We start from the raw sequence: 13,016 nt of genomic DNA, 5'->3' as shown, positions 1-13,016 counted from the left end.
AACCCCCGTCGCGCATACACATTTGGGAGGTAATTATGCCCATCAATCTGCAAAAAGCGGAATTTGTCCGCTCCGCCGCCAAGGCGTCCGATTTCCCCCGTGACCGGCTGGCCCAGGTGGCCTTTGCCGGCCGCTCCAACGTGGGCAAGTCCTCAGTGATCAACCGGCTCCTGAACCGGAAGAACTTTGCCCGGGTGGGCGCCGCCCCCGGCAAGACCACCCACATCAACTACTTCCTCATCGACTCCGCCTTCTATCTGGTGGACCTGCCGGGCTACGGCTATGCCAAGGTGTCCCTGGCGGAGAAGCAGCGGTGGGGGCGGCTCATGGAGGAGTGGTTTGCCGACAACTCTCTGATGACACTGGGGCTGATGATCGTGGATTCCCGCCACAAGCCCACCGCCGACGACTGTACCATGGCTCAGTGGTTCAAGAACAGCGGGAAGCCCTTTGCCGTGGTGGCCAACAAGCTGGACAAGCTGCGCAAGAGCGACATCGAGCCCAACCTGGCCCGCATCCGGGAAACCCTGGAGCTGGACGATAGTGTAAAGGTAATTCCCTTTTCGGCTGAAAAGGGAGACGGAAAGCAGGAACTGCTCAATCTGATTCTGGACCACGCGGAGGGACTGGCATGAGATATGTAAAACTGCTGCGGGACGGCAAAGGTGTGTGGGGCGTGCTCCAGGGGGACCTGGTGCGCACCTTGACCAAGCCTCCCTTTGAGGAGCTGTGCTACGACGGGGCGAGCTTGCCCCTGGAGGCCTGCCGGCTGGTGGCACCCTGCGAGGCCACCAAGATTGTGTGTGTGGGCAAGAACTACTATGACCACGCGGTGGAGATGGGGGAGGGGGTGCCCGACAAACCCATCCTCTTCCTGAAGGCCCCCAACACCCTCAACCACCCGGAGGGGAGCGTCCACGCCCCCGGCTTTGTGGAGCGGCTGGACTACGAGGGTGAGCTGGCCTTCGTCATCCGCCGCCGGGCAAAGGATGTAAAGGCGGAGAACTTTGCAGACTATATCCTGGGCTACACCTGCCTCAACGACGTCACCGCCCGTGACGTGCAGAAGGGGGACGGCCAGTGGACCCGGGGCAAGAGCATGGACGGCTTCGCCCCCATTGGCCCCGTGGTCACCGACGAGGTGGACCCCGCCGCTCTGGCCATCGAGACCCGGCTCAACGGGGTGGTGGTCCAGCAGGGGAACACCAGCCAGTTCATGACGGCGGTGCCTCAGCTGCTGGAGTTCATCACCGCCTCCATGACCCTGGAGCCCGGCGACGTGGTGACCACCGGTACCCCAGCGGGCATCGGGCCCATGGCCCCCGGCGACACCGTGGAGGTTACCGTCCAGGGCATCGGCACCCTGCGGAACCACATCATCTGAGCAGAGGCCGGACCGGCTGGGCAAACCCGCCGGTCCGGCTTGTGTTTTTCGGGAAAATTTGATATAATCGGAATCAAATTATGGACAGAACTGAGGTGAAATGGAATGGAGCGGCGAATCGTGCTGGGGAAGATGCTCAACCTGCGGGATCTGGGCGGCTATCCTACGGCGGATGGGAGGACCACCCGGTGGGGCGTTCTGCTGCGGGGGGACAACCCTATGGGATTGACCGACGCCGATGTCCAGCTTCTGCTGGAGCGGAACATCACTACTATCATCGACCTGCGCAGCCCGGCGGAGGCGAGACAGTTCCCTGACGAACTGACGGCCCGTTCCGGCTTCTCCTGCCATTTCATTCCCATGTCTACCGGCGAGAAGCTGCCCAACGAGGAGGAGCTCATCGGCCTGGGCTATTTCCGCACCCTGGAGCGGAAGGACACCATACGCTCGGTGCTGGAGACCATCACCGACGCACCTGGGGGTGTGCTCTTCCACTGTATGGCGGGGAAGGACCGCACCGGCTGCATTGCCGCCCTGCTGCTCACTCTGGCGGGAGTGGACCGGCTGGATATCCTGGCCGACTATCAGGTGTCCCAGACCTATATCCGCCCGGTGATCCGGTGGATGCGGGAGACCCGCTCCGACCTGCCCGCCTATGTGGGCCTCTCCAAGCCGGAATATCTGGAGGATTGCCTGGAGAGGTTGGAGGGGGCCTACGGCTCTGTTTTGGACTATCTGTATGCCGCCGGACTGACCGATCCGGTACTGGACCGGCTGAAACGCAAACTGTTGGAGGAATGACCATTGGGTTCTCTGCGTGAATTTGCCCAGCACATGGACTGGTGGGGGCTTGTGGCTCTGCTCATCAGCGCCGTGGCCGCCCTGCTGTGCATTACCCTGCATGAGCTGTCCCACGGCTTTGTGGCCTACCGGCTGGGGGACCCCACCGCTAAAAACGCCGGACGGCTTACCCTCAACCCCATCAAGCATCTGGACCTCATCGGCCTTTTGATGATGGTGGTGGTCAAGGTGGGCTGGGCCAAGCCGGTGCCGGTGGATATGCGCTACTTCAAGCACCCCAAGCAGGGTATGGCCATCACCGCCCTGGCGGGCCCTGCGGCCAACTTCCTCACTGCCCTGGCGGCAGTGGCGCTGGCCTCCGTTGTCTGGCACTTCGCTCCCATCAACAAGGGCACTCTGCTGGCCCTGTGTTTCCTGTCCAATATGGCCCTGCTGGGGGTGGGTATGGGACTGTTCAACCTGATCCCCATTTCCCCTCTGGACGGGTCCAAGATCCTGTTTGCCTTCCTGCCCGACAGGACCTACTATACCATCCTCAAGTATGAGAAATATGTGATGGGCCTGCTCATCATCCTGGTGCTGGTGGGGGTGTTCAACAAGCCCCTGACCTTCCTGATGGTCCAGTGCCTGCGGGGGCTGTGCGCCATCACCGGAATGCCGCTGGAATGGCTGCTCTATCTCCAGGACGTTTCCACTATTCTGAACCTGTTTTGAGGTGAGTGCCATCGAAACGCCCATTTACCATCTGGAAAAAGTGGTCAAGAACCGGGAGGACCTGGAGGACTTCAACGGTCCCCTGGACCTGATCCTCCATCTGCTGAGCAAGAACAAGATGGAGATCAAGGACATTCAGATCTCCCTGATTCTGGACCAATATCTGGCCTGGATGGACCAGCGGCGGCAGCTGGACCTGGAGGTGGCCAGCGAGTTCGTCACCATGGCGGCCCAGCTGGTCTACATCAAGACCCGGATGCTGCTGTCCATCCACGATGAGGAGGCCCTCACCGAACTGGAACAGTTGATGGCCTCCCTGGAGGAGCATCAGCGGCGGGAGGACTATGTCCGCATCAAGGCGGTGGTGCCCACCCTGTCCGACCGCTACGCGGTGGGGCGGGACTACCTGACCAAGCCGCCGGAGGCTATCCAGGCGGACAAGACCTACCGCTACGTCCACAAGCCTGAGGACCTGCTGAAGGCCATGAAGTCGGTCCTGGCCAGGACTGACCACCGGCTGCCGCCCCCCATAGCCGCCTTTGAGGGCATTGTGGGTAGGGAACCCTATCCGGTGGCCGATAAGGCCGACGAGATTCTGGAGCGGCTGGCCCGGTTCGGGGTCACCCGGTTTTCCGCCCTGTTCCGGGGCAACCGGAGCCGGTCGGAGATCGTGGCCACCTTTATCGCTGTGCTGGAGCTGTGCAAGGCCCGGCGGGTGCGCCTGGCCGGGACCGAGCAGGACTGCACCATTACAAGCACCGGGGAGGGCGGGGAGGAGCCCGACTACTCCACCGATGTTTATGAGCCGTCAGACGGGGGATAATCTATGGAAGTAAAGGAAATCGAATCGGCCATCGAGGGCATCCTCTTTGCCGCCGGGGAGCCGGTGGGAGTGGAACGGCTGTGCCTGGCCCTGGACCTGGACCGGGGCACCGTGGACACGGTGTGCAAACGCATGGCCGACCGCTACAGCTATGAGCGCCGGGGCATCCGGCTGGTGCGGCTGGAGACCAGCTATCAGCTGTGCTCTGCCCCTGAGTTCGCCCCCTACATCCGAAAAGCCTTTGAGACCCGCCGTCCGGCCCGGCTGAGCCAGCCCGCTCTGGAGGTGCTGGCCATCATCGCCTACCACCAGACTGCCACCCGGGCCTATGTGGACCAGGTGCGTGGGGTGGACAGCTCCTACACCATCGGCCTGCTGCTGGAGCGGGACCTGATCGAGGAGTGCGGCCGCCTGGCGGTGCCGGGCCGGCCCATCCAGTACCGCACCACCCAGACCTTCCTGCGGTCCTTCGGCCTGTCCAGCCTGGACGAACTGCCCGAGCTGCCCAATATGCCGCCGGAGGACGGGCAAATTACCCTGGAGATGCAGGCGGCGGTGGAGCGGCTGAAGGCGGCGGAGGAAGGGGAGAACCTGTCCGCCATTACGGAAGAAGAGATCGAGGAAGCCGCCAGGGAGCTGGCCAAGTCTGAGGAGGAGTCTGGGGCATGATTGTGCTGCTGGTTCTGGGGATCGTGGTCCTGGCGCTGGTGCTGCTCAGCCTGATCCGGGTGGGGGTATGGGCGGAGTACGCCCAAAAGACCTTTACCGTTCGGCTGCTGATAGGCCCGGTGCGGGTGACCCTCTTTCCCCGGAAGGCCAAACAGCCCAAACCGGCCAAGGCAAAAAAAGCCAAGGCATCCAAGCAAAAAAAGTCCAAGCCTCCAAAGAAACCCAAGACGGCGGGGGAGATCTTTGATCTGGTGAAAGAACTGCTGCCGGTGGTGACCGATGCCGCCGGGCAGCTGCGGCGGAAGATCCGCATTGACCAGTTTTATTTGGACGTGGTTGTTGCCTCCGCCGATCCGGCCAAGACGGCGGTGAATTACGGCAGACTCAACGGGGCCATCGGTATGTTTTGGCCCCTGGTGGAGCAAAATTTCAAGGTGAAGGAGTGGCGCATCCGCACCAACGTGGATTTTACCACCGAGCATCCCACTGTATATCTGCGGGCGGCGGCCACATTGACCATCGGGCAGATCCTTGCCTTGGGCGTCCGGGTGGCATCCAAGGTACTGCCCATCCTTTCCAAACAAAAAAGCGGGAGCAAATCCCGGCAGGAAACACAGAAAGAGGCGGTTTAAGCTATGGAAAAGCATCCTATCGGAGATCTGATGGGCGAGATCGCGGACAAGGTCCGTGAGATCGCAGACGCCAACACCATTGTGGGCCAGCCCATCGTCACCGGCGAGGTGACCATCATCCCCATCTCCCGGCTCAGCGTGGGTGTGGGCTCCGGCGGCACTGAGTTTGGCAGCAAGCACAAGAAGCCGGAGGACAACAGCTGCTTCGGCGGCGGCGCCGGGGCGGGCATCAACCTGATTCCGGTGGGCTTCCTGGTGGTCAAGGACGGGTCGGTAAAGCTGCTGCCCGTGGCGCCTCCCGCCGCTACCACTGTGGACCGGGTGGTGGAGATGGTGCCCGAGGCCATCGACAAGATCACGGACTTCATTGAGAAGCAGCAGGAGAAGAAAAAGGCAGAGAAGGCCGCCCAGAACGGCACGGATAAACCGGGGTTTGAGGGCGTATACTAACGGCATCAACGTGAGGTGATGCTGTTTTGAAACGCTGGTGCGCCCTTTTGCTGGTTCTGTCTCTGCTGGTCCTGCCCGTTTTTGGGGCAGAACCCACCCTGTCCGCCTCCTCGGCCATCCTGATGGACAAAGAGAGCGGGCGGGTGCTCTACGAGAAAAACGCCCGGGAACAGAGGAGCATCGCCAGCATCACCAAACTGATGACCGCCCTGGTGGCGGTGGAACTCCATCCCGACCTGTCCTCCACGGTAACCATCAAGCGTGAGTGGACGGGGGCGGAGGGCTCCTCCATGTACCTCAAGCCGGAGGAGAAGGTCACCCTGGAGGCTCTGCTCTATGGGCTGATGCTCTCCTCGGGCAACGACGCGGCCCTGGCCATTGCAGGCTACTGCGGGGGAGACGTGGAGAGCTTCGTGGCGGAGATGAACAAAAAGGCCGCCCAGCTGGGCATGAACGACACCCACTTTGCAAACCCCAACGGTCTGGACGATCCCGACCACTGCTCCACCGCCTACGATATGGCCATTCTGGCCCGGGCGGTACTGGAGCGGGAGGAACTGCGGACCATCGTTTCCACCCGGTCTATCTTCATTGACGGGCGGAGCCTGACCAACCACAACAAACTGCTGTGGCGGTATGAGGGGTGTACCGGCCTGAAAACGGGCTACACCGACGAGGCGGGACGGACCCTGGTGTCCAGCGCCTTGCGGGATGGCCAGGAGCTCATCGCCGTTACCCTCAACGCCCCCAACGACTGGACGGACCACGCCGCCCTCTTTGACTACGGCTTTGCCGCCTATCCCCGGACTCTGGTGGCGGCGGCGGGGGAGTGGACCCACATTCCGGTGACGGGCAGTCTGTGCCCTTTCACCCGGGTGAGCACCGTGTCCGACTTTTATTACCCGCTGGCCCAGGGCGAGACCGTCCAGCGTACGGTGGACCTGCCGGAGGAGGTGGAGGCGCCGGTGGAGGCCGGGTTTCCGGCGGGGAGCCTCACCCTCACCCTGAACGGGGATGAGATCGGCCGGCTGCCCCTGCTCTACCAGACGGGCGCGGCCAACAACGTGGCCCCTCTGCGGTGGTGGCAGCGGCTGTTCGGATGAATTTGAGAGAATACAGAAGAGGTCTGCCGTTTTACGGCAGGCCTCAACTGCGGAAAGGAGACTGCCGGTGGAAGAACGGCTGCAAAAAATACTCTCCGCCCACGGTGTTTGCTCCCGCCGGACGGCGGAGGGCTGGCTGGCGGCGGGCCGGGTGACGGTGAACGGCAAGCCTGCCGCTGTAGGTGATAAGGCCGACCCAGACAAAGACGATATCCGGGTGGACGGCAGGCCCCTGAAGGGTCCTGAAAAGCGTACTTATCTGATGCTCAACAAGCCAAGGGGCTATGTCACTACCCTGTCCGACGAGAAGGGACGGAAAACGGTGGCCGACCTGGTGAAAGGCTGCGGGGCCCGGGTGTGGCCGGTGGGCCGGCTGGACCTGGATTCGGAGGGCCTGCTCATCCTCACCGACGACGGGGAGCTGACCCAGCGTCTCATCCACCCCAGCCACGAGGTGGAGAAGGAGTATCTGGTGTGGGTGAACGGAGATATCCCCGCCGCTCTGCCGGTGCTGCGGGGTCCCATGGAGCTGGACGGCGTGCCCCTCAGTCCCGCCCAAGTGGAGCGAGCGGGGGAGGGGATTCTGTCCGTCACCATCCATGAGGGGCGCAACCGGCAGGTGCGGCGGATGTGCGCCGCCGCCGGACTCCAGGTCACCCGCCTGCGCCGGGTGCGGGAGGGAGCCCTCACCCTGGGAGAGCTGAAGCCGGGCCGCTGGCGCGCCCTCAGCAGGGAGGAAGTGGCCCTGCTGGAACAGGTACCCCCAAAAAGGTCATAGACTTTTTGCAGGAAGTGATAGAATTCTTGCAAAAAGGGGATTGCTTTTCTTTCGAAAAACCAGTATGATAGTGTTTACTGAATCAAGGGACGTACCGCGGCTGCGCGGCCGTCTATCTGTCCGGTCTGTCCACGGTCACACCGGGGGATGGACCGGGATTCTTTGTCATCAAGGTTAACGGCGTTATGTCGACAGGGATCAGAACGCCGGGAGGTACTGGTTATGCCGAAAGATATTCTCTCTACCATTCAATCTGAAATGAATACCTTCTCCAAGGGGCAGAAGCTCATCGCCAACTTCATCCTGGAGTCCTACGACAAGGCCGCCTTCATGACGGCCAGCAAGCTGGGCAAGACGGTGAAGGTGAGCGAGTCTACCGTGGTGCGCTTTGCCGCCGAGCTGGGCTACGACGGCTATCCCGCCATGCAGAAGGCCCTGCAGGAGATGATCCGCAGCAAGCTCACCTCCATCCAGCGCATCGAGGTGACCAACGACCGCATCGGAGACCACGACATTTTGTCCATGGTGATGCAGTCCGACATTGAGAAGATCCGCCTGACCATGGAGGAGACCGACCAGGCCCAGTTCCAGCGTGCGGTGGACGCCATCGTCAAGGCCCGCCACATCTATATTCTGGGTGTGCGTTCCGCTGCCGCCATCGCCAGCTTTATGGGGTTCTATTTTACCCTGATCTTCAACAATGTGACTATCATCCACACCACCTCCAGCAGCGAGGTCTTTGAGCAGCTGCTTCACATCGGGCCGGAGGACGTGATCATCGGGATCAGCTTCCCCCGTTACTCCCGCCGGACGGTGAAGGCCATGCAGTTTGCCCATGACCGGGGAGCGGAGGCTATCGCCATTACCGACTCGGCGGCATCCCCCCTGGCCCCCTATTCCACCATCAACCTGCTGGCCAAGAGCGACATGGCCTCCTTCGTGGACTCCCTAGTGGCCCCCCTCAGCCTGGTCAACGCCCTGATCGTGGCCATCGGCCGGAAGAAGAACGACGACCTCTCCCGCACCTTTGAGAGTCTGGAACGGATTTGGGACGAGTATGAGGTCTATGAGAAGGTGGACGAAAACCCTTGAGTGAGATCATCGTGATTGGCGGCGGCGCCGCCGGTTGTATGGCGGCCCTGGCCGCCGCGGAGCAGGGCGTGTCCGTTACCCTGCTGGAGCGCAACCCTAAGCTGGGCCGCAAGCTGTACATCACCGGCAAGGGCCGGTGCAACGTGACCAACCACTGCACGGTGCAGGAGTTGCTGCAAAACATCCCCGGCAACAGCCGGTTCCTGACCAGCGCCGCCACCCGCTTTACTCCCGAGGAGGCGGAAGCCTTTTTTGAAGGTCTGGGTGTGCCCCTGAAGGTCGAGCGGGGCAACCGGGTGTTTCCTCAGTCCGACAAGGCCGCCGACATCATCGACGCCCTGCTGCGGGCGCTGAGAAAGGCCCGGGTGGACATCGTTCAGGACCGGGCTGTCGGCCTGATCCTGGAGAAGGGACACATTACCGGCGTGAAGGGGGAGAAGGGGACCTATCCCTGCAAGGCGGCGGTGGTAGCCACCGGCGGCGTGTCCTATCCGCTCACCGGTTCCACCGGCGACGGCTACGACTTTGCCAAGGTGCTGGGCCATACCATTGTGGAACCCCGGCCCTCTTTGGTGCCTCTGGTGGCGGAACAGGCATTCTGCGCCCAGATGCAGGGTCTCAGCCTGCGGAACGTGGCCATCCAAGTGAAAAACAGCAAGAAAAAGACGGTGTATGCCGAGCAGGGGGAGATGCTCTTCACCCATTTCGGGATCACCGGACCCCTAATCCTCTCCGCCTCCGCCCATATGCGGGACATGGGGAAGGAGCACTATTACATCCTGCTGGATCTGAAACCCGCCCTGGACCAGGAGAAGCTGGACGCCCGGGTGCTCCGGGACCTGGGGGAGGGGGCCAACAAGGATTTCCGCCATGTGCTGGAGGGGCTGGTGCCCCGGCTCATGGTGCCGGTGGTGCTGGAGCTGACCAGCATTCCCGGCGACCTGAAGGCCAACTCGGTGACCAAGGGGCAGCGCCGCCGGTTGGTGGAGACCCTCAAGTGCATTCGCATCGATATTTCCGGACCCCGGCCCATCGCCGAGGCCATTGTCACTGCCGGCGGCGTCAAAACTTCTGAGGTAGACCCCCATACCATGGCCTCCAAGAAGGCGGGCGGGGTCTTTTTTGCCGGGGAAGTGCTGGACGTAGACGCCTACACCGGCGGCTTTAATTTGCAGATCGCCTGGTCCACCGGCCGGGCGGCGGGACGAGGCGCGGCGGAGTTCGTTCGTCCCTCCAAGGAGGCAGAGTGATATGACCAAGCACAGGAGCATTGCCATCGACGGACCTTCCGGGGCGGGAAAATCCACCCTGGCCCGGGCGCTGGCAAAGGCGCTGGGTTACCTGTATGTAGACACCGGGGCCATCTACCGTACCGTGGGCCTGCAGGCCTTCCGTACCGGCGCAGACCCGGAGGACAGAGCGGCGGTGATCGCCCTGCTGCCCGGCCTGGACATCGGTCTGGGCTACGGGGAAGACGGGGAGCAGCGGATGTACCTCAATGGAGAGGACGTATCCCAGGCCATCCGGCAGCATGAGATCTCCCGGTATGCCTCCTGCGTGTCCGCCATACCCGAGGTCCGTGCTTTTTTGCTGGACCGCCAGCGGAAACTGGCTCAGGAGCACGACGTGGTGATGGACGGCCGGGACATCGGCACCGTGGTGCTGCCTGAGGCTGACGTAAAGATCTTCCTTACCGCCGCTCCCGAGGCACGGGCCCGCCGCCGCTGGCTGGAGCTGAAGGAGCGGGGCCAGAGCGCCGATTACGAGGCGGTGCTGCGGGACGTGAAGGAGCGGGATGAGAAGGACAGCACCCGCTCTGCCGCACCTCTGCGTCAGGCGGAGGATGCAGTTTTGGCCGATACTACCCAGCTGGACCTGCAACAAAGCTTGGACCTGCTGATTCAGATTGCAAAGGAGCAGTTGCAGGCATGAATATCATCTATATCCTGGCCTATATCGTTCTCTGGCCGGCCTTTCGTATCTTCAAACCCACCCGCTGCATCAACAAGAAGAACTTTCCGGAGGGGGGCGCTCTGCTGTGCGCCAACCATACCCGGATGAGCGACCCTCTCTTTGTGGCTTATGCTCTGGGTCTGAAGCACCAGATCCACGTCATGGCCAAGGAGGAGATCATGCACTGGCCCATCATCGGCTGGATCCTGAAGCACGGCGGCATTTTCGGCGTCAAGCGGGGCCAGGCCGACATTGGAGCCATCAAGACCGCCATGAAGTATCTGAAAAATGGGGAGCTGCTGCTTATGTTCCCCGAGGGCACCCGTCATCAGGACGGTGACTTCGGCGACGCCAAGACGGGCGCCGCCATGCTGGCGGTACGCACCGGCGTGCCCATTGTGCCTATCTATATGCCGGCGGAAAAGCGCTGGTTCCGTTGGAATCAGGTGGTCATCGGGGAGCCTTATTACCCTGAAACAACCTCCAAGCGGCCTACCCCGGATGAGTACAAGGCCATCGCCGAGGACCTGATGAGACGGATCGAGGCTTTGCAGCCTCAGGCGGGACGATGAGGGTGGAGCTGGCCCGGTCCGCCGGATTCTGCTACGGCGTCCGGCGTGCGGTGGAGTTGGCGGAACAGGCCGCCAAAAGCGGCAGACCCTGTGCCATGCTGGGCCCCATCATCCACAATGGCAGCGTCATTGACTATCTGAAGGAGCAGGGCGTGGCGCTGATCCAGTCTCCCGACCAGGTACCGCCCGGTACTGCCGTCATCATCCGCTCCCACGGAGAGGGGCGGGCGGTCCACCAGGCCCTGGAGGAGCGTGGCTGTCCTGTGATTGACGCTACCTGTCCCAATGTCTCCCGCATCCACCGCATTGTGGAGGAGGCGGAGGGGGAGGGCCGGCAGGTACTCATCATCGGGATGCCCGACCACCCGGAGGTGGCCGCCATCGCCGGCTGGTGTGCCCATCCTGTTGTGCTGGAAGGGGAACAGGCTCTGGCCCAGTGGCTGGAGGAGGACCCCAAACGGCGGGAACTGCCCATCACCATGGTGTCCCAAACCACCTCCACGCACTTTATCTGGGCAGAGTGCGTAAAAAAAGCAAAAAAAGAGTGTACAAATTTAAAAATTTTTGATACAATATGTAATGCTACGTATAAACGGCAGTCTGAGGCTCAGGCGCTGGCCGCCAAAAGCGATGCTATGGTCGTCATCGGCGGGCGGGAAAGCTCCAACACCAAACGGCTGGCCGAGTTATGCAAAGCGCTCTGTCCCATGGTCGTTTGGATCGAACGGGCGGCAGAGCTGGAACCTTCCACCCTGTACCGGAAGGCTTCTATTGGAATCACTGCGGGCGCGTCCACGCCTGAGTGGATTATAAAGGAGGTCTATGACAAAATGAGCGACGAAAACATTGAGATCGAGGAATCCTTCGCTGAAATGCTGGAGAAATCGATCAAGACTTTAAATACAGGGGAGAAGGTCACGGGCGTTGTCACTGGCATTACGCCCACTGAGATCTATGTGGATCTTGGCACCAAGCACGCCGGCTACATACCGGTGTCCGAACTGACCGACGACCCTACGGTCAAGGTCGAGGACCTGGTAAAGGTTGGCGATGAGATTGAGACTTATGTCATGCGCGTGAACGACCAGGAGGGTGTTGTCACCCTTTCCAAGAAGCGCCTTGACACCGTGAAGAGCTGGGAAGACGTGGAGCAGGCCAAGGAGGATCACACCACCGTCGAGGGCGTGGTCACCGAGGAAAACAAGGGCGGCGTCGTCGTGTCCATCAAGGGCGTGCGCGTCTTCGTGCCCGCTTCCCAGACCGGCCTGCCCCGTGACACCCCCATGAGCCAGCTGGTCAAGCAGAAGGTGCGCCTGCGCATCACCGAGGTCAACCGCGCCCGTAAGCGCGTGGTGGGCTCCATCCGCGCCGTCGAGGCCGAGGAGCGTGCCGCCAAGGCCGCCGAGGTGTGGGCCAACATCGAGGAGGGCAAGCGCTACACCGGTACCGTGAAGAGCCTGACCTCTTACGGCGCTTTCGTGGACATCGGCGGCGTGGACGGCATGGTCCACATCTCCGAGCTGTCCTGGTCCCGCATTAAGCACCCCTCCGAGGTGGTCTCCGTGGGCGACACCGTTGAGGTGTATGTCATCTCCTTCGACCCCGAGAAGAAGAAGATCTCTCTGGGCATGAAGGATCGCTCCCAGAATCCCTGGGAGATCTTCACCAGCAAGTATCAGGTGGGCGACGTGGCCAATGTCCGCGTAGTCAAGCTGATGACCTTCGGCGCCTTTGCCGAGATCGTGCCCGGTGTGGACGGTCTGATCCACATCTCCCAGATTGCCGATCACCGCATCGACAAGCCCGGCGACGTGCTGAGCGAGGGCCAGATGGTGGACGTGAAGATCATCGACATCGACTACGACCACAAGAAGGTCTCCCTGTCCATCCGCGCTCTGCTGGAGGGCGGTCAGGAGGAGGCTGCTCCCGAGGAGGAGTAATTCTGTCACCCAAACCGGGGACGCCAGTTCTGGCGTCCCCGGTTTTTTGCATTTTGGACCACAGAGCAGCACAGCGGAGGCTTTTTCGCCCGGATTCCCCGCTTT

15 protein-coding genes are annotated in these 13,016 nt (G+C 61.9%); all 15 read left to right on the top strand.

Annotated elements, in window-relative coordinates; translation table 11 throughout:
* Positions 1-35 precede the first annotated feature (35 nt).
* The 15 genes from yihA (at position 36) to B5E56_RS08960 (ending at position 12,911) form a co-directional block, all read left to right on the top strand.
* On the top strand, positions 36-635 hold the full coding sequence (yihA, locus tag B5E56_RS09030; RefSeq protein WP_087187900.1) for a ribosome biogenesis GTP-binding protein YihA/YsxC: 600 nt from the start codon (positions 36-38) through the stop codon (positions 633-635).
* Entirely contained in the window at positions 632-1,384 is a 753-nt protein-coding gene (locus tag B5E56_RS09025; protein ID WP_087389422.1) for a fumarylacetoacetate hydrolase family protein, read from the top strand. Before yihA ends, B5E56_RS09025 begins: the two co-directional genes overlap by 4 nt.
* A 105-nt stretch (positions 1,385-1,489) precedes the next feature.
* Complete coding sequence (locus B5E56_RS09020; protein WP_087389421.1) at positions 1,490-2,185, top strand: tyrosine-protein phosphatase; 696 nt, start codon at positions 1,490-1,492, stop codon at positions 2,183-2,185.
* A 3-nt stretch (positions 2,186-2,188) separates the two neighbouring features.
* The gene (locus B5E56_RS09015; protein ID WP_087389420.1) at positions 2,189-2,899 is read left to right on the top strand and encodes a site-2 protease family protein; all 711 of its coding nucleotides are present in this window, start codon (positions 2,189-2,191) and stop codon (positions 2,897-2,899) included.
* 1 nt (position 2,900) lies between these two features.
* Positions 2,901-3,722: a segregation and condensation protein A gene (locus tag B5E56_RS09010; protein ID WP_343214241.1), complete on the top strand. Its 822-nt coding sequence runs from the start codon at positions 2,901-2,903 to the stop codon at positions 3,720-3,722.
* 3 nt (positions 3,723-3,725) lie between these two features.
* The gene (scpB, locus tag B5E56_RS09005; protein ID WP_087268538.1) at positions 3,726-4,391 is read left to right on the top strand and encodes an SMC-Scp complex subunit ScpB; all 666 of its coding nucleotides are present in this window, start codon (positions 3,726-3,728) and stop codon (positions 4,389-4,391) included.
* Positions 4,388-5,023, top strand: coding sequence for a DUF2953 domain-containing protein (locus B5E56_RS09000; protein WP_087389419.1), 636 nt, complete (start codon positions 4,388-4,390; stop codon positions 5,021-5,023). The genes scpB and B5E56_RS09000 overlap by 4 nt, the downstream gene beginning before the upstream one ends.
* Before the next feature lie 3 nt (positions 5,024-5,026).
* Complete coding sequence (locus B5E56_RS08995) at positions 5,027-5,473, top strand: GerW family sporulation protein (RefSeq protein WP_087389418.1); 447 nt, start codon at positions 5,027-5,029, stop codon at positions 5,471-5,473.
* A gap of 26 nt (positions 5,474-5,499) precedes the next feature.
* A complete protein-coding gene (locus tag B5E56_RS08990; protein ID WP_087389417.1) occupies positions 5,500-6,576 on the top strand; it encodes a D-alanyl-D-alanine carboxypeptidase family protein in 1,077 nt (358 codons plus the stop codon).
* Positions 6,577-6,643: 67 nt separating this feature from the next.
* Entirely contained in the window at positions 6,644-7,354 is a 711-nt protein-coding gene (locus tag B5E56_RS08985) for a pseudouridine synthase (RefSeq protein ID WP_087389416.1), read from the top strand.
* Positions 7,355-7,576: 222 nt separating this feature from the next.
* On the top strand, positions 7,577-8,446 hold the full coding sequence (locus B5E56_RS08980) for a MurR/RpiR family transcriptional regulator (protein WP_087389415.1): 870 nt from the start codon (positions 7,577-7,579) through the stop codon (positions 8,444-8,446).
* A complete protein-coding gene (locus B5E56_RS08975; RefSeq protein WP_087389414.1) occupies positions 8,443-9,696 on the top strand; it encodes an NAD(P)/FAD-dependent oxidoreductase in 1,254 nt (417 codons plus the stop codon). Before B5E56_RS08980 ends, B5E56_RS08975 begins: the two co-directional genes overlap by 4 nt.
* 1 nt (position 9,697) lies before the next feature.
* The gene (gene cmk / locus B5E56_RS08970) at positions 9,698-10,378 is read left to right on the top strand and encodes a (d)CMP kinase (RefSeq protein WP_087389413.1); all 681 of its coding nucleotides are present in this window, start codon (positions 9,698-9,700) and stop codon (positions 10,376-10,378) included.
* Positions 10,375-10,971, top strand: coding sequence for a lysophospholipid acyltransferase family protein (locus B5E56_RS08965; RefSeq protein ID WP_087389412.1), 597 nt, complete (start codon positions 10,375-10,377; stop codon positions 10,969-10,971). The genes cmk and B5E56_RS08965 overlap by 4 nt, the downstream gene beginning before the upstream one ends.
* Complete coding sequence (locus tag B5E56_RS08960) at positions 10,968-12,911, top strand: bifunctional 4-hydroxy-3-methylbut-2-enyl diphosphate reductase/30S ribosomal protein S1 (protein ID WP_087389411.1); 1,944 nt, start codon at positions 10,968-10,970, stop codon at positions 12,909-12,911. The genes B5E56_RS08965 and B5E56_RS08960 overlap by 4 nt, the downstream gene beginning before the upstream one ends.
* The last annotated feature ends 105 nt before the right edge of the window (positions 12,912-13,016 follow it).

The organism is Flavonifractor sp. An112, from assembly GCF_002161085.1.
Taxonomy (GTDB): Bacteria; Bacillota; Clostridia; order Oscillospirales; family Oscillospiraceae; genus Flavonifractor; species Flavonifractor avicola.
Note: the sequence above shows the minus strand (reverse complement) of the source record. Positions and strands in the feature narration are given on the sequence as shown.